Origin of the sequence: Burkholderia sp. Tr-862 (genome assembly GCF_011753085.1) — a bacterium.
Lineage (GTDB): Bacteria > Pseudomonadota > Gammaproteobacteria > Burkholderiales > Burkholderiaceae > Burkholderia > Burkholderia ambifaria.
In genome coordinates this window covers 1-16,483 of sequence record NZ_VWWG01000078.1, presented here as the reverse complement: position 1 = coordinate 16,483, position 16,483 = coordinate 1, and the positions used below count along the sequence as shown (strand labels likewise).

Here is a 16,483-nt window from a genome sequence, read left to right as displayed (position 1 = left end):
TGTGGATGTCCGCTGATTTTTTTTGTGTTGCGGTTTTTTCAGCCGCCTGCCCGTTCCCCTCAGCCTTGCCCGTTCATTGCCGCTTGCCGCGCGCGACTTCGTCGCCGGCGCCGGGCGGCAGCCGCCGCGTGATCGGAATCGACGCGAACGAACACAGCCCGACCACGACGAACGCGGGCCAGAAATCCGACCACACCATCGTCTGATGGCCCTGCAGCCAGTGCGACACGTGCAGCACGAGGCCGGCGACCGTCACGCCGAGCCCGAGCGACATCTGCTGTACGACGCTGCCGAGGCTCGTCGCGCGGCCCGCGTCGGCCTGCGAGATATCCGCGTAGATCATCGAATTCAGGCTCGTGAACTGCAGCGCGGGGAAGATGCCGCCGACCAGCACGATCATCCAGATCGCCCAGGTGGCCATGCCCGGATGGAACACGCCGTATGCGGCGATCGCGAGCCCTGCGAACGCGGCGTTGTAGATCAGCACCGTGCGAAAGCCGAAGCGGCGCAGCGTGTGGGTGGCCGTCGAGCGGCTCACCGCGCCGCCGAGCGCGGATGCGCAGGTGATCAGCCCGGAGTGGAACGCGCTCATGCCGAGGCCTTCCTGCAGCGCGAGCGGCAGCAGGAATGGCACCGCGCCGAGGCCGATGCGGAACAGCGACCCGCCGACCACGCTTGCGTGGTAGGTCGGAATCTTCAGGAAACTGAGGTCGAGCACCGGCCGCTCCTTGCGGCGCGCATACGGCACGTAGAGCGCGAGCATCACCGCGCCGGCCGCGCACATCATGAGCGCGTTGCCGCGCGACGTGAGCGAGCCGTCGATCAGCGTGAGGCCCATCAGCAGAAGTGCGGCGCCGCTCGCCGACAGCAGGAAGCCGAACCAGTCGAGCGGGCCCGGGTCGGGCTCGTGCGTGTTCGCGATGTGCTTGCTCGCGAGGTAGATCCCGTAGATGCCGATCGGCACGTTGATGAAGAAGATCATCCGCCAGTGCAGGTAGGTCGTGATGAAGCCGCCGACGAGCGGCCCGACCGTGGGCCCGAACAGCGCGGGAATCGCGAGGTAGTTCATCGCGCGCACGAGATCGGAGCGCGGCACCGCGCGGAAGATGATGATCCGGCCGACCGGCACCATCATCGCGCCGCCGACGCCCTGCACGAAGCGCGCGAACGTGAGCACGCCGAGGGAGTTGGAGGCCGCGCACATCAGCGAGCCGACGACGAAGATGCCGATCGCGGTGCGGAATACGGAACGCGCGCTGAAGCGGTCGGCGAGCCATCCGCAGATCGGGATGAAGACGCCGAGGCCGACCACATAGGCCGTGATCGCAATGTTCAGTGTGACGGGATTGTGTCCGAAGTCCCTCGCCATCGCGGGCAGCGCGGTGACGATGATGTTCGCGTCGACGCTTTCCATGAACAACGCACAGGCAACGATGAGCGGTGCTAGAAAGACGGGCGACATGAGCAGGGCGCGCGGTAAAGACGCCATTATGCCCACAATGTGGTCGTTGCGTCACGTGAGGCAACGCCTGTTTCGCATGTTGCAACAGTCGTTCCTGTTACCGTGTCCGGCAAAAGAGACGACTGCGGCGCATGACATCACCCATGACGCGCGTGCGCGGGCCCGGCCGCCAAACTTGCGTGCGATGCGCGTTTCGTGCGACAGTCGGAACTCATCTGCGACATACAACGACGCGCATCGATCGACGGCCATCGAGACGAGCGCACGCGCGAACGAGACCCCTGCCGATCCACTCACCATCGAAAGGAGGGGACACGTCATGACGTCACGTCGTGCCGCATCGATCGCATCGCATCCTGCCTCGCACTCGCACTCATTCGCTCCCGCGCCGCGCATGCGCTGGGCCGCCGTCCTGGCCGTCGCGTACCTCGCCGTCGCCGGGTGCGCGGCGCAAGCCGACAGCGCGAACCACGCGGCCGCGCAGGCGGCTGGCCAGTCGGCCGTGCCTGCCTCGGCGGCGCCCGCGAATCCGGCCTCCGGCGGCACGCTGCTGCCGCCGCCGAGCCAGCTCTACGGCGACCTGTTCGTCGCGGTGCAGACCGCGCAGCTCTATCCCGACCAGAAGACCTTCGTCGATGCGACGCCCGATACCGATCCCGCGACGATCGTGCAGTTGTATCAGCAACAGAAGTCGCAGCCGGGCTTCTCGCTGAAGGCGTTCGTCGACCAGCACTTCACGCCGCCGCCGGCAGGCGGCGTCACACCGCCCGCGAACCAGACGCTGCGCCAGCACATCGACTGGCTGTGGCCGCAGCTCACGCGCACCAGCACGACGGTGCCGCCGTACAGCTCGCTGATCCCGATGCCGAAGCCGTACGTGGTGCCGGGCGGCCGCTTCCGCGAAGGCTACTACTGGGACACCTATTTCACGATGCTCGGGCTGCAGGTGTCGGGGCGCGAGGATCTCGTCGACGACATGCTCGACAACTTCGCGCATCTGATCGACACGATCGGCCACATCCCGAACGGCAACCGCACGTACTACGCGAGCCGCTCGCAGCCGCCGTTCTTCGCGTACATGGTCACGCTCGCCGCGCAGGCCGAAGGCGACAAGGTCTACCAGAAATACCTGCCGGCGCTGCGCAAGGAGCATGCGTACTGGATGCAGGGCGAAACCACGACGCCGCGCGGGCAGGCCGTGCGCCACGTGGTCGCGATGCCGGACGGCGCGGTGCTGAACCGCTACTGGGACGCGAGCGACACGCCGCGCGACGAGTCGTATCTCGAGGACGTGACGACCGCGAAGGCCGTGCCGGATCGCCCCGCGAACGAGGTGTACCGCGACCTGCGCGCGGGCGCCGAAAGCGGCTGGGACTACAGCTCGCGCTGGTTCGGCGACGGCAAGACGCTCGCGACGATCCGCACGACGTCGATCGTGCCGGTCGACCTGAACAGCCTGATGTTCCATCTCGAGACGACGATCGTGAAGGGCTGCGCGGTCACGCACGACATCGCGTGCGTCGCGGACTTTTCCGGACGGGCGGGCCGCCGCGCGGCCGCGATCAACCACTATCTGTGGAATCGTCACGGCTATTACGGCGACTACGACTGGCAGTTGCGCAAGCCGCGCGACGGCGTGACGGCCGCCGCGCTGTATCCGCTGTTCACGAGTGTCGCGTGGCCCGAGCGCGCGAAGGCGACCGCGCGCGAGGTGCGCAAGACGCTGCTGCAGCCGGGCGGCCTCGCGACGACGACCGAGAACACGGGCCAGCAGTGGGATGCGCCGAACGGCTGGGCGCCGCTGCAGTGGATCGCGATCGACGGGCTGCGCCGTTACGGCGACCCGGCGCTCGCGAAGGACATCGGCACGCGCTTCCTGACCGACGTGAAGCATGTGTATGCGACGGAAGGCAAGCTCGTCGAGAAGTATGTGGTCGAAGGGGCCGGCGCGGGCGGCGGCGGTGGCGGCGAATATCCGCTGCAGGACGGCTTCGGCTGGACCAACGGCGTCACGCTGAAACTGCTCGGGCTGTATGGCGAGTGATGGGGCGCGTGTGTCGCGCGCCGTCACTTGAATGCACACGGGCCGGAGCGCCGCGCAAGCGGCAGTCCGGCCCGTGTCGCCTGCGCGGTGCGTCAGAACGTGATCGTCGTGCGCACGCCGACCACCGTTTCGTCACCGATGCGCGCGCCGGCCGCGTTCGGGTTCGGGATGCCGCCGCCCGGCCGGAAGAAGTGCTGCAGGTCGGCCTGCAACTGCCACCACGGCGTGACCTGGTACTGGTAGGTCGCCTCGATCACCGTTTCCGCGCGACGCACCGGATAGCCGGGCGTCGTGTAGGCGCCCGTGTCGCCGTCGAGCGCACGCGCGTGCGAGCCGATCTTCGTGTAGCCGACCGCGATGCCGGCCGTATCGTTGTCGCGTCCGGCGAACGGCGCCTTCAGCGTGATGCCGGCATTCGCGGCGAAATCGACGACGTTGCGATCGCCCGGCGAGCCCATCACGCGCGCGAACACGCCGACCGAGCGCGGGCTGTCGGCCGACGGCCGCCACACCATCTGATCCGCGACCGCATAGAAGCCGTAGTTGCCGCGATGCGTGGCGGCGATCCCGTTGCTGTCGGGATTCGCGAGCGACAGCCCGTCGGTGCCGAAGCGCGGATCGTTCGCGTGCTGCGACTGATACCAGAAGCCGAGCTTGTACGTGCCGGGCAGGCCGGCTGGTGGCGGCGCCTTCGGATCGGCGGGCGGCGCGTTCAGCGCGTACTGGAGTTCGCCGATCACGAACGCGCCGCTGCGCAGGTTGAAGTTGGTGCCGTGCGCGTTCAGCGATTGGGCGTCGCCGTCGCTGCGGCCGGCCGGGTTGCCGTCGAACACGCCGACCATCGCGGTCCACGCGTCGGCCGGTTTCACGCGCAGCCGCACGCCGAGCGACGACAGCGGATACGCGGGGCCGCCGGCCGGCAGGTCGGTCGCCGGCAGAACGGGCCAGCCGAACGTCGCGTTCATGAACGTCGCCGCGTACTGGCTCACCATGAACTCCTGGTCGACGCTCTGCTGGCCGACCTTCACGTCGGCCTTGCCGTCGAGAAACGCCTGCTGGTACCAGAGCTCCCACAGCCGCGTGGTCGAATTCGCCTCGATGCCGGTCGCGGTCTGCAGCGTCTGCAGGTAGCGCTGCGTGAGGTTGGTGCCGTGGATCTGCAGCCCCGACACGTTGAACGTGCCGCCCGGCAGCCCGATCGCCTTCTCGGTATCGACGTTGAAGCCGAATTGCGTGACGCCCTGGTACGCGCCGCCGCGATTCGTGCCGCCCGCGGCGTTGTACAGGTATTCGCTGGTTTCCTGCAGGCTCAGCGTGACGCCGTGGTCGCCGAGCACGTCGCGCAGGCCGCCCATGTTGCCGAGCAGGTTCGAGCGCTCCCAGAAGCCGGTGGGGGCGGGCGCGGCGGCATCGGCGGCCTGGGCGGGGGCGGCGGCGGTGTCGCTGGCCCCGGCCGCCGGTTCGGCAGCGGCAGGCGACGCCGATTGCGCGAATGCGGATGCGGCGGCCAGCGACAGCATAAGCGCCGCGAGCGCATCGAGTCGGCGCTTGCGAGCGGGTTCGAAACGATTCTTCATGTGTGCTCCGTTATTTGAATACTTGGTCAGGCTGGCGAAGTGGCGGCATGAGGCGATCGCATGGGGGCAGCCGGCGCATGGGCACAGGGCCGCGCCGCGCTGCCGCTTACGGCAGCCAGCCGCCGATACGCCAAGCCTGTGTGAAGCCGAGGTGCGACGCGGCCGTGCAGAGCAGCGCGACGAGGGCGACGGCGGCCGCCATCGCGCCGACCAGCAGGCAGTCGAGCGGGCGCGGTGCCGCCGGCCTATGCGCGAGCGCGCTGCCGCGCCAGTTGCCGAGCGCGTGGGCGAGCGGGGAAACCGACGAGCGATCGCACGTGACGTGCAGGAGCCGCTTGAGTGTGGCCGCGAGCGATTGAAAGAACATGGCGTACCTCCGTCCGGTCCGGAGCATACCGGACGACGTGATCGAGCGTAGGCATGACGCGGCCTGCGATCGGCGGTTGGAACGTAACGGAGCGTGCGACGGACGAACCGGCGAGGCCGGTCCGGGAGGAAGCGCGCTAACCCGACGAAGCGAGCTAGCGGCGAAGGACATGCGTCCGGCTGCTATCTCGCGATGGCTTGGCCGGCCTGTGCCGGCATCGAACTACAACTTGAGCATGTGTCCACGAAGGGACTCCCTTGACGATTCGGGGCGGATTGTAGTCGCGAGTTTTGCTGCGGTGCAAGCAAAAAACGTCGTCTTTGCGCGCATCGCGACAGTGTTGCAGCGGCGGTTCGCCCCGGCCGACACGCGGTACAGCCTCCCGCCGGCCGCTTGCCGGGACTGTTGCTCGCACGCATCGGCGGACCGCACCGTCCCGCGCGTTGAAAGGTTGCGGCGCGTCATTCCGGGCGCAAATCTTTCAGCGTCCCGGTGCCGGAAAAAATATTCCCCGAAGGGCGTTCCAGAGGGTTGACTTCCGTTTCGGCCGGTCCATAGAATCCGCCATCTTCACTCTTGGGGCCGCCGCCTTGGACGCCTGCAGTAGTCGATCTTCGAACGAAGTTTCCGCCTGAGCGACCGACGTCCGCGCCTCATCGAAGCCGCCGTTTGTCCCCCAGGCAAACGGTGCGCGCAGCAGTATTCCGCAGTAACTCCCTACGTGCACCCTGATTCGCGCCGGTTAGCGTGATGCCTTTGCGCATGCGCGATCCGGTTTCGCCGCCGCCTGGTGCGCGGCCGCGTTCGCGTATGCGTTTCGCATGCAGCCGAACGGCGGTCAGCGCGCCGGACGGCGGTCAACCGTGTTTTCCGGAACACCGCACAGGAGCCACCATGAACGACAGTGACAGTTGTCCCTTATGCCCGTTGCGTCAACAGACCCTTTTGAACCCGGGTCGCAGGGACATGCCGGCCGACTAGCCTGACACGTCGTTCAGGCCCGGACTGGCCCCGCGCCCACCACGCGGCCGGCACGCATGCCGTCGCCGCCAGGAGCCAGACCATGAACTTCGGCCTTCTGCTGTCGAATCTCCCGCAAGTCACGCAATCGCGTTCGCACTACGACGCGATGCTGACGTTCGACGCCCGTCCGCGGGTGTTCTCCCGCTTGTTGAACCGCCTCAAGTCGTTGATCCACTGACACGCCGAGCGCGTCTCGGCATGCGCACGCGGGCCGGTTCCGCGCGCGTATGCCAAGGCCACACGCTTGACCGGATAAAAAACCAGCCGTACGGAATTCATCATGTCCACGCCATCCAACGTCTCTCCACCGATCGCCGTCGAGCGCAGCGCCGTGCTCGATGAAGCCCACCTGGGCGACATCCGCGGTGCCCTCGGCACGATCTCGCATCACGACACCGCCGCACGCGGCACGTGGTGGGCACGGCTGCGCACGCTGCTCGCGATCATCGGCCCCGGCCTGATCGTGATGGTCGGCGACAACGACGCGGGCGCATTCGGCACCTACACGCAGGCGGGCCAGAACTACGGCACGACGCTGCTGTGGACGCTGCTGCTGCTGGTGCCGGTGCTGTACGTGAACCAGGAAATGGTGCTGCGCCTCGGCGCGGTCACGGGCGTCGGTCATGCGCGCCTGATCTTCGAGCGCTTCGGCCGGTTCTGGGGTGCGTTCAGTGTGATCGACCTGTTCCTGCTCAATGCGCTGACGATCGTCACCGAGTTCATCGGCATCACGTTCGTGCTGGCTTTCTTCGGGCTCCCGAAGGTTGCGGGCGTGTGCGTGGCGGCCGCGCTGACGATGGCCGCGGTGAGTACCGGCGACTTCCGGCGCTTCGAGCGGTTCGCGATCGTGCTGTGCGTGCTGAGCCTGCTGCTCGTGCCGGTGCTCGTGTCGATCCATCCGCCGGTGTCGCAGATGTCGCGCGACTTCTTCGTGCCGAACTGGCCCGCGCACGCGAAGCTGTCCGACGTGATGCTGCTCGTGATCGGCATCGTCGGCACGACGGTCGCGCCGTGGCAGCTGTTCTTCCAGCAGAGCTACGTGATCGACAAGCGCATTACGCCGCGCTTCATGAAGTACGAGAAGGTCGACCTGTGGATCGGCATCGCGTTCGTGCTGATCGGCGCGGTCGCGATGATCGGCTTCAGCGCCGCGCTGTTCGGCGGTCATCCGGAAGCAGGCAACTTCACTGACGCGGGCGGCGTGATCGCGGGCCTCGAGAAGTATGCGGGCCGCACGGGCGCGACGCTGTTCGCGGTCGCGCTGCTCGACGCGTGCATCATCGGCGCGGCGGCGGTGTCGCTGTCGACCGCGTATGCGATCGGCGACGTGTTCAAGATCCGCCATTCGCTGCATCGCGGCGTGTCCGACGCGAAGGGCTTCTATCTCGTCTACTTCGGGATCGTCGCGGCCGCTGCCGCGCTCGTGCTGATCCCGGGCAGCCCGCTCGGCCTGCTGACCGAAGCGGTGCAGACGCTCGCGGGCGTGCTGCTGCCGAGCGCGACGGTGTTCCTGCTCGTGCTCTGCAACGATCGCCAGGTGCTCGGCCCGTGGGTCAACTCGACGAAGCTCAACGTGTTTACGGGCGCGGTGATCTGGGTGCTCGTGCTGCTGTCGATCATCCTGACCGCGTCGGTGATGTATCCGGACATCAGCGGCGAAGCGATCGTCGACGTGCTGGTCGGCGGCACGGTGCTCGCGATCGCCGGTTATCTCGCGACGGTGCTGATTCGCCGCAACAAGCGCGTCGTCGAGCCGGGCATCGATCGTGCGGCGCGCGACACGTGGCGCATGCCGCCGCTCGACTCGCTCGAGCCGCAGAAGATGACGGTCGCGACGCGTGTCTGGATGGCCGTGCTGCGCGGCTATCTGGTGGTCGCGGTCGGTCTCGTGATCGTCAAGGTCGTGCAGATGACGCTGATGAAGTAACGGCGCGCGTCATCTCCGCGATGAGTCCCGCACATGCCGGCCCGCGAGGCCGGCATGTGCGTATACGCAAGTCAGATCAGCTCGAGTTTCGATGTGAGGTACGTGAGCTGGATCCGGTTCGCGACGCCGAAGCGCTTGCGCAGCTTGCGCAGGTGATAGTCGACGTTGTGCGCGCTGGTGTCGAGGCGCCGGCCGATCTCCTTGTCGGATGCGCCTTCCGCGATGCCCAGCAGCAGTTCCTGCTCGAACGGCGTGAGCCCGTTGACCGCGCGCTCGCGCGACGTCGCGATCAGTTGCGGCGACGCGAACTTGTGCACCGACAGCCCGATCGACAGCGCCTGCTCGATCGTCGCCGGCGTGATCCACTCGCGCGTGCGGCGCGGTGCGGTGAAGCTCATGAACGCGTGCAGCCGCGTACCGGGCACGGCCATCGAATACATGATGCCGCTGCACATCCCGTCCTCCTGCATCGTCTGCAGGAAACCGTCGAGCGCGGCCGGCGTCACGCACGGGCCGTCGTCGCGCTCGCGGTGTTCGCGGCGCAGCTGCTGCAGGTCCCACACGATCGGCATGTTGCATACCCGCGCGTCGAGCGTGCGCGGATCGATGTCGTGATGATTGTGCCGCACGTAGTCGCCACGGTAGGTGTTCGGCGTGAACGCCTCGTGCAGGTAGAGACTTTCGACGCGCTCGCGCGAGAATTCGAGCGCGAAGTACGCGAACGTCGAGAAGCCCGTCAGGTGCAGCAGGCTTGCGACGATCCGGTTGCGTTCCGCCGTGCTCTGCGCGTTCGCGAGCGTATCGGCGACGCCGAGCTTCGGCGCATGCGGCTGCGTGATGTCGCCGCGCTTCAAGTCATCGCACCAGACGACCTGCACCGGGCGCTCTCTCGACGCGTCGGCGCAGGCGACCGTCCGCCGGGGCGAACGGGACAACGTTGTGGCGACCGCTTCTTCTTGCAATGCAATATCGGACATGAGCCATCCCTCGGAATCGACGCGCATCGCGTGGCGGCAGCCGTGTCGTGCACGGCGCTCGCGACGGTGCGATCGAGCATCTTTATGATATGCGCCGATCGTCATCCAGACGAAACGCGGGGGCATTGTACAAAAATGCCTGTGTGCGCGTAATATGCCGTAATACTAATGCGGGCGAAAGGTTCATATCCGCACCGGTATAGAGATGACCAGAAAATCATAAAGAAAAGACCAGGTGGTGACGGGGCAAGTTCACATATTGGGAAAGGGTGGGCTGCTCATGACATATGCTGACGACGCGCCACGCGTCGAGTGGTTTTCGCAAGCCGATATCGCGGCCGCTGCCGCTTATTCGAAAGAAATTCATGCATTCGAGCGTGACGTTTTTACCGGCATTCAAATCGCGCCCGGTAAGTCCGACCTGAGTCTCGTCGATTTCGCCCAATGCCATGCGCGATTGCGGCAAATCGGTTTCAGCACGCTCGGTTACGGCGCATACGAGATGATCGGGCGGCGCATTCTGTGCGCGCATCTGCTGCGCGACCTTGCGCCCGCGACGTTCATGCAGCCGTATATCGACGGCATGCTCTACGAGAGCGACCCGCGTTTCGCGCAGGTGCGGCAGAGCGGCTTTCCGGTCGCGTGGCGGCTCGACGAGATCGAGTCGGCCGCGCAGGGCAGCGGCGATCGCAAGGTGCTCGCGCTGGCCGGCCATTTGCGTGCGCATGCAATGAACAGCGGCGTGATCTTCAGCCTGTCGGCGCCGCGGCTCGACCTGCGCGTCGCGGTGAACGTGACGTCGGAAGCCCACGGCACCGAGTGGATCGACGATCGCGTGATCGGCGGCGCGCTGTCGGTGAGTCTCGCCGTGCATCGCATCGCGCTGCCGTTTCTCGAGGCGCGCATCGCGCGCATGCGCGGCTTCGCGCTCGGCGACGAGCAGCAGCAGGTGCTCGAGCGCCTCGTACACGGGCTGTCCGACCAGGAGATCGCTAGCGCCTTGCGCACGTCGCTGCACAAGGTCGGTCACCATATCCGTTCGCTCGAAAAACTCTTCAACGTCCAGAACCGCGCGCAGCTCGCGTACCTCGCCGCACGCCGCCTGGAGTCCTGACCCTTTCCGCCCGCGCGGCGCCCGCCGCGCGATGGAAGCGGTTCCGGCGATGGGCACGCGCACGCGCCGCCGGGTTTCGTAGTCCGATCCGATCGCCGCCGGAAAACCGCCGCGACGCTACGAGGCGCATCCCTTTTCACGCGGTTTCCCGTCGCTACACTCGTCCCATTCAACGGTCCGAGCGACGCGGGGCATGATGGCCCGCGCCCGCCGGCGACAACGACAGGACGACGGCACGATGGCAGAACCGAAGGCGCTCCCTCGCGACTGGCAGCGGATCTTTTCCGCCGGCCGCAGCGTGTCCGGGCGGCGCCTCGGGGCGTCGCCGCGCGCCGACCTGTTTCTCGCCGGGTTCATCGTGTCGGTGGTCGCGCTGTTCATCCTGCCGCTGCCGCAGGCCGCGCTCGACGGGATGATCTCGCTGAACCTCGCGGCGAGCGTCGTGTTGCTGACGGTGTCGACCTACGTGCCGTCGGCGGTCAGCTTTTCGTCGTTTCCCGCGCTGCTGCTGTTCACCACGCTGTTCCGGCTCGCGCTGAACATCGCGTCGTGCAAGCTGATCCTGCTGCACGCGAACGCCGGCCACGTGATCGACGCGTTCGGGCGGCTCGTGGTCGGCAACAACGTCGTGGTGGGCGGCGTGGTGTTCCTCGTGATCGCCGTCGTGCAGTTCATCGTGATTGCAAAGGGCTCCGAACGGGTCGCCGAAGTCGGCGCGCGCTTCTCGCTCGACGCGATGCCGGGCAAGCAAATGAGCATCGACGCCGACCTGCGCGCGGGCATCATCAGCGCCGACGAAGCGCGCGAGCGCCGCGAGAAGCTCGAGCAGGAATCGCAGATGCACGGCGCGATGGACGGCGCGATGAAGTTCGTGAAGGGCGACGCGATCGCCGGCCTCGTGATCGCGTTCATCAACATCGTCGCGGGGATTGCGGTCGGCACGCTGATGCACGGCATGGATATCGGCGAGGCGCTGCAGCGCTACGCGATCCTGACGGTCGGCGACGGGATGGCGTCGCAGATTCCGTCGCTGCTGGTGTCGATCGCGGCCGGCATCGTGACGACGCGCGTCGCGACGCGCGACACGCGGCAGCGCCAGCTCGGCGAGCAGCTGGGCGAGCAGCTCGGCGCGCATCCGCGTGCGCTGCTGATCGCGGCGCTCGTGCTCGCCGGCTTTCTCGTCGTCCCCGGGTTCCCGAAATGGTCGTTCGCACTGATCGCGCTCGGCCTCGGCGCGTTCGCCGTCACGCAGTTGAAGCGCAAGACGACCGCGCCGAGCTTCAACCTGATTCATATCGCCGGACGCATCGGCGCGACCGACGACGGCCAGCCCGCGAAGGTGTCGCATGCGGCGGGCGTCACGTCGCTGATCGCTGTGTCGCTGTCGGACGACCTGCGCACGACGCTGAATCTCGCGCAACTGCAGACCGCGCTGTCGAGCGCGAAGGCGCGCGTCGACGCGGATATCGGCACGGTGTTTCCGCGCATCACGCTGAACGACGACGAGGGCGCGGCGGCCGGCACTTACCGGATCTATCTGCAGGACGTGCTCGCCGCACATGGCGCGCTGAAGCCGGGCTGGCTGCTGTGGGACGGCGTCGCGCCGCTGCCGGAGCGCGCGGAACGCCAGCCGGCCGAGGCATTCGGCCCGTTCGCGACCGCGCTGTGGATCAAGCCCGACGGCGCGGCGCCGGACGGCAAGTGGCTGACGAGCGAAGGCGCGCTCGCCGCGCACGTCGAGCAGATCGTGCGCCAGCACGCGGACGAGCTGCTCGGCATCCAGGAGACGCAGGCGCTCGTGCATCTGGTGCGCCGCGAGCACCCCGAACTGGTCGGCGAACTGACGCGGCTCGTGCCGCTGCAGCGCGTGACCGAGGTGCTGCGCCGGCTGCTCGCCGAACAGGTGCCGATCCGCAACCTGCGCGTGATCTTCGAGAGCCTGATCACGTGGGCGCCGAACGAGCCGGACGACGTGATCGCGCTGGTCGAGCTGGTGCGCGTCGACCTGCGCCGGATGATCACCGATCGCCATGCGGGCGCGGCGCGCCAGCTGCGCGTCGTGCTGTTCGAGCAGAACCTGCAGGAGCGGATCGAGAACGCGGTGATGCGGACGAAGCAGGGCAATTTCCTCGCGCTGTCGAGTGCGATCAAGCAGGACATCGGCGAGCAGGTGCGCGCGATCGTGCAGGCCGCGCAGGCGACCGGCGCCGGCGGCCACGGCAACCCACAAGGTGCGCCGCGGCTCGCGGTGATGGTCGCGCTCGGCGCGCGCCGCTACGTGAAGACGATCTTGCAGCCGGTGCTGCCCGAGCTCGCGGTGCTGTCGTACCAGGAGGTCGAGGAGGACGTGCAGCTCCATACGGTCGGCTGGGTGAAGAACCCGCCCGACGACGGCACGCTCGGCGCGGGCGCCGGCGTGCGCGCGCCCGGAGTCGTGCAATGACGAGCTCGACGATCCTCGACCTGACGCGGCAGGCGCTGATGCTGGTGCTGCTGCTGTCGCTGCCGATCGTGCTGATCGCGACTGTGACTGGTCTCGTCGTCGCGATCCTGCAGGCGGTCACGCAGGTGCAGGACGCCAACATCGGCATCGCGGTGCGGCTGATCGCCGTGATGGTCGCGCTCGTGCTGCTGTCGGGCTGGCTCGGCAGCGAGGTGCTGCGCTTCGCGCAGCAGGCGCTGGAACGCATGTTTGTTTCTTCCACAGGAGTGTTTTGATGCGTCAACGCGTCGCCCCGATCCGGTTTCAACCGCGCCGCCTGCAACGGGTTGCGCTCGCCATGTGCGCGACCGCGCTGCTCACGGCGTCGCTGTGCGTGACGATCGCGCAGCCGGCGCGCGCGGCCGACCTGCGCTGGCGCAACAAGCCGTTCACGATCGTCGCGAACGGCAAGAAGATCGGCGACTTCATTCGCGAGCTCGCGTCGTCGCAGGGCGTGACGGCCGTGGTCGATCCGAAGGTGGACGGCGTGATCAGCGGCCGCTTCTCGGGCACGCCGCAGCAGACGCTCGATACGATCTGCTCGACCTACGGGCTCACGTGGTACTACGACGGCTCGTTCCTGTACGTCGATCCGGCCGACCAGTCGCAGACGCAGATGATTCCGATCCCGCCGAACGCGGCCGGCGAGATCGGCCGCTCGCTGCAGGCGATGCAGATTCCCGACAAGCGCTACACACTCGTGATCAACGACCGCGCGAACAGCGTCTACGTGGCGGGCCCGCGCCGCTATGTCGAACTCGTGCGCCAGGCGGTCGGCTCGGTCGGCGATCCGTCGGCGAACGGCGCGCATGCGGACATCCGCGCGTTCCGGCTCAGGTACGGCTGGGCGTCCGATTTCACGATCAACCGCTCGGGCAAGGAAGTGACGGTGCCGGGCGTCGCGACGATCCTGCGCCGGCTGTTCGGCAAAGGCGGCGGCACGAACGAGCCGCCGTCGAGCACGCCGCTCGGGCAGGCCGCACGCCAGGTGAAGCTCGGCTCGGGGCTGACGATCGCGGTGCCGCGGCTCGACTTTCCGGACATTTCCGGCGGCTCGCGCCAGGGCAGCTATGGCGGCGCCGACAGCGCGGCCGGCGGCTTCTCGCCGTTCTCGAACGCCGGCGGCGGCGACACGCTGCCGCAGATCGTCGCCGATCCGGCGATCAACGCGGTGATCGTGCGCGACCTGCCCGAGAACATGTATCGCTACCAGTCGCTGATCAACCAGCTCGACGAGCGGCCGCGCATCGTCGAGATCAACGTGACGATCATCGACATCAACGAGGATTCGCTCGACAGCCTCGGTATCGACTGGCGCCTGCACACGACGCATGGCGACGTGCAGATCGGCAACGGCCAGAACCCGCTGAACGGCAACACGCAGTACAACGGCGCCGGCAATCCGCCGCTCACGTTCGGCATCGGCACCTCCGAAACCGGGCAGACCGGCACCTTCTTGCCGACCGGCATCGCGCTCACCGCATCGATCGGCGGCTCGCTGCGCAACTACCTGCTCACGCGCGTGAATGCGCTCGCCCAGAAAGGGCAGGCGCAGCTGCGTTCGAAGCCGAAGGTGCTCGCGCTCGACAACACCGAGGCCATTCTCGAGAACCTCACGCAGTTCTACGTGCAGGTGCAGGGCTACCAGGATTCGTCGCTGTACAGCGTGACGACCGGCACCAGCATCAAGGTAACGCCGATGATCGTCGACGAGGCGATCCGCAATGCGGCGGCCGTGTCGGGTAATCCGCAGAGCGTGATGATGTCGATCGACATCCAGGACGGCAACATCGTGCCGGGGCAGGCGGTGTCGAACGTGCCGGTAATCCAGCAGCGCAACATCGTCACCAAGACGATGATCGACGAAGGCAAGAGCCTGCTGATCGCGGGCTTCAACGACGACGAGGTGCGGCTGAACAAGAGCGGCGTGCCGTGGCTGTCGGACATTCCGCTGATCGGCAACCTGTTCAAGTACACCGACAAGTCGGGCAATCACATGGAGCGGTTCTACTTGCTGACGCCGCGCGTGGTGACGACCGCGTCGATGTACGCGCCGGACGGCGCGCCCGTGAACCCGGGCGCGGGCGGGCCGGCCGATCCGAACGGCGCGTCGATGTATCGCCCGCCGGACAACGACATCGCGGTGCCGCTGACGCCCGCGCCGCTGCCCGGCACGAAGTTCGGCCCGCCCGCGCTGCCGCCGCCGTCGTCGGATTCGGCGTCGCGGCCCGTGGCGACGACCGCAGGAGCGTCCACCCATGTCGACGACCATCATTGAGCCGCACGGCGACGGCCCACTGCCCGGCGGCGCGGCGGGCGGGGCGGCCGCACTCGCGTCGCCGTGGAACCTGTGCTTTCTCAGCGGGCCGATGTACGGCCGCACGATGTCGCTCGCGCGCGGCGCGAACTGGGTCGGCACCGCGGCCGATTGCGAAGTGATCCTGCCCGATCGCGAGATCGGTGCGAAACAGGTGTGCCTGCAGGTCGGCGCGCTCGCGGTGACCGTGCAGAACCACGGCGGCGAAGGCGGCGCGCCGGTGCTGTTCAACGATGAGCCGCTCGGCGCGGGCCGCCGCTCGATGACGCCGCAGGACGTCGTGACGGTCGGTTCCATCAAGCTCGGCATCGCGCGTCATGCGCAGGCGAGCGTCGCGGTGCCCGACGAGGCCGACGCGCCGGACGCCGCGCGCGAGGCCGCGTGGCTCGGCTGGCTCACAGGCGGCCTGCGCCGTCTCGGCAGCCGGCGGCTCGTGATCGCGCTCGTCGCGCTGTGGATCGGCGTGCTGCTCGGCGCGCTCGGCTATGGCTTCGTCGCGTGGTCGGGGCGCCTGCCGTGGCAGCACGAATCGGTGCTCGCGCGCACGCATCGGCTGCAGCAGCAGCTGCATGCGTATCCGGAACTCGCCGTCGCGCCGCGCGACGACGGCGTGATCGTGTCGGGCTACGTGAGCGATCCGGCCGCACGGGAGCGCGTCGCGCAGATCGTCGCAGGCGTCGACAACGCGGCGCTCGGCAACATCTACGTCGTGAGCGATCTCGTCGCGACCGCGCAGACGTATTTCAGCGACACGGCGCTGACGGTCACCTATCTCGGCCGCGGCCGGATCGAATTGACGGGCGCGGCCGAGCGCGCGCAGATCGAGCCGCGCATCCGCAACTACATGAAGGACGCGCGCCCGGCGCTCGAGGTGGTCGACCACGTGCGCGACGCCGATGCCGCCGCGCCGCGCACCGCGACGACGCTCGGCGGTGTCGCGGGGATTCCGGAGATCACGACCGTGTTCGCGGGCGACGGCGACCAGCGTTATATCGAGACCGTCGACGGCAGCCGCTACTTCGAAGGCGCGCGGCTGAAGGAAGGGTCGACGGTCGTGTCGATCGGCCCGGACGAAGTCGTGTTCGAACGCAACGGCCAGCGCATCACGATGCCGCTCGGCGGTTCGTCCGCGAGCGCGCCCGGGCAGGAGACGGCGACGCGCCCGCCCGGAAGAGCGTCGTGCAGGGCAAGAG

The 16,483-nt window shown here is 67.8% G+C and carries 12 protein-coding genes; 8 read left to right on the top strand and 4 right to left on the bottom strand.

Annotated elements, in window-relative coordinates; translation table 11 throughout:
* Positions 1–73: 73 nt before the first annotated feature.
* On the bottom strand, positions 74–1,462 hold the full coding sequence (locus tag F3J14_RS20605) for an MFS transporter (RefSeq protein ID WP_006751722.1): 1,389 nt from the start codon (positions 1,460–1,462) through the stop codon (positions 74–76).
* 319 nt (positions 1,463–1,781) lie between these two features.
* On the opposite strand from F3J14_RS20605, the gene treA reads away from it, so the two are divergent.
* Positions 1,782–3,506, top strand: a complete 1,725-nt coding sequence (treA, locus tag F3J14_RS20600) for an alpha,alpha-trehalase TreA (protein ID WP_166724596.1) — start codon at positions 1,782–1,784, stop codon at positions 3,504–3,506.
* A gap of 92 nt (positions 3,507–3,598) precedes the next feature.
* On the opposite strand, the gene F3J14_RS20595 is transcribed toward treA, so the two are convergent.
* On the bottom strand, positions 3,599–5,083 hold the full coding sequence (locus F3J14_RS20595; protein WP_166724595.1) for a carbohydrate porin: 1,485 nt from the start codon (positions 5,081–5,083) through the stop codon (positions 3,599–3,601).
* A gap of 106 nt (positions 5,084–5,189) precedes the next feature.
* Positions 5,190–5,450: a hypothetical protein gene (locus tag F3J14_RS20590; protein WP_166724594.1), complete on the bottom strand. Its 261-nt coding sequence runs from the start codon at positions 5,448–5,450 to the stop codon at positions 5,190–5,192.
* A gap of 1,063 nt (positions 5,451–6,513) precedes the next feature.
* Here F3J14_RS20590 and F3J14_RS20585 point away from each other — a divergent pair.
* Both F3J14_RS20585 and F3J14_RS20580 read left to right on the top strand, forming a co-directional pair.
* The gene (locus F3J14_RS20585; protein ID WP_006751726.1) at positions 6,514–6,651 is read left to right on the top strand and encodes a hypothetical protein; all 138 of its coding nucleotides are present in this window, start codon (positions 6,514–6,516) and stop codon (positions 6,649–6,651) included.
* Positions 6,652–6,753: 102 nt separating this feature from the next.
* Positions 6,754–8,400 (top strand): NRAMP family divalent metal transporter, encoded by a 1,647-nt coding sequence (locus F3J14_RS20580; RefSeq protein ID WP_166724593.1) that lies wholly within the window; start codon positions 6,754–6,756, stop codon positions 8,398–8,400.
* Between the two features lie 71 nt (positions 8,401–8,471).
* On the opposite strand, the gene F3J14_RS20575 is transcribed toward F3J14_RS20580, so the two are convergent.
* A complete protein-coding gene (locus F3J14_RS20575) occupies positions 8,472–9,377 on the bottom strand; it encodes a LuxR family transcriptional regulator (RefSeq protein WP_166724592.1) in 906 nt (301 codons plus the stop codon).
* A 280-nt stretch (positions 9,378–9,657) separates the two neighbouring features.
* On the opposite strand from F3J14_RS20575, the gene F3J14_RS20570 reads away from it, so the two are divergent.
* The 5 genes from F3J14_RS20570 to sctD form a co-directional block, all read left to right on the top strand.
* Positions 9,658–10,491 carry an autoinducer binding domain-containing protein gene (locus F3J14_RS20570; protein WP_166724591.1) on the top strand — a complete coding sequence of 278 codons (834 nt, stop codon included), beginning with the start codon at positions 9,658–9,660 and terminating at the stop codon, positions 10,489–10,491.
* A gap of 238 nt (positions 10,492–10,729) precedes the next feature.
* Entirely contained in the window at positions 10,730–12,934 is a 2,205-nt protein-coding gene (gene sctV, locus F3J14_RS20565; protein ID WP_166724590.1) for a type III secretion system export apparatus subunit SctV, read from the top strand.
* Positions 12,931–13,209 carry a type III secretion system export apparatus subunit SctS gene (gene sctS, locus F3J14_RS20560; RefSeq protein ID WP_006396581.1) on the top strand — a complete coding sequence of 93 codons (279 nt, stop codon included), beginning with the start codon at positions 12,931–12,933 and terminating at the stop codon, positions 13,207–13,209. Before sctV ends, sctS begins: the two co-directional genes overlap by 4 nt.
* Positions 13,209–15,251: a type III secretion system outer membrane ring subunit SctC gene (gene sctC / locus F3J14_RS20555; RefSeq protein WP_166724589.1), complete on the top strand. Its 2,043-nt coding sequence runs from the start codon at positions 13,209–13,211 to the stop codon at positions 15,249–15,251. Before sctS ends, sctC begins: the two co-directional genes overlap by 1 nt.
* On the top strand, positions 15,232–16,483 hold a 1,252-nt coding region (gene sctD, locus F3J14_RS20550), incomplete at its 3' end, for a type III secretion system inner membrane ring subunit SctD (protein ID WP_166724588.1). The genes sctC and sctD, both read left to right, overlap by 20 nt.

Bases quoted from the DNA above. Each gene is read 5' to 3' on its own strand.
- sctC (WP_166724589.1), top strand. From the start codon at position 13,209: ATGCGTCAACGCGTCGCCCCGATCCGGTTTCAACCGCGCCGCCTGCAA.
- F3J14_RS20580 (WP_166724593.1), top strand. From the start codon at position 6,754: ATGTCCACGCCATCCAACGTCTCTCCACCGATCGCCGTCGAGCGCAGC.
- treA (WP_166724596.1), top strand. From the start codon at position 1,782: ATGACGTCACGTCGTGCCGCATCGATCGCATCGCATCCTGCCTCGCAC.
- F3J14_RS20570 (WP_166724591.1), top strand. From the start codon at position 9,658: ATGACATATGCTGACGACGCGCCACGCGTCGAGTGGTTTTCGCAAGCC.
- F3J14_RS20590 (WP_166724594.1), bottom strand. From the start codon at position 5,450: ATGTTCTTTCAATCGCTCGCGGCCACACTCAAGCGGCTCCTGCACGTC.
- F3J14_RS20595 (WP_166724595.1), bottom strand. From the start codon at position 5,083: ATGAAGAATCGTTTCGAACCCGCTCGCAAGCGCCGACTCGATGCGCTC.
- F3J14_RS20585 (WP_006751726.1), top strand. From the start codon at position 6,514: ATGAACTTCGGCCTTCTGCTGTCGAATCTCCCGCAAGTCACGCAATCG.
- F3J14_RS20605 (WP_006751722.1), bottom strand. From the start codon at position 1,462: ATGTCGCCCGTCTTTCTAGCACCGCTCATCGTTGCCTGTGCGTTGTTC.
- sctS (WP_006396581.1), top strand. From the start codon at position 12,931: ATGACGAGCTCGACGATCCTCGACCTGACGCGGCAGGCGCTGATGCTG.
- F3J14_RS20575 (WP_166724592.1), bottom strand. From the start codon at position 9,377: ATGTCCGATATTGCATTGCAAGAAGAAGCGGTCGCCACAACGTTGTCC.
- sctV (WP_166724590.1), top strand. From the start codon at position 10,730: ATGGCAGAACCGAAGGCGCTCCCTCGCGACTGGCAGCGGATCTTTTCC.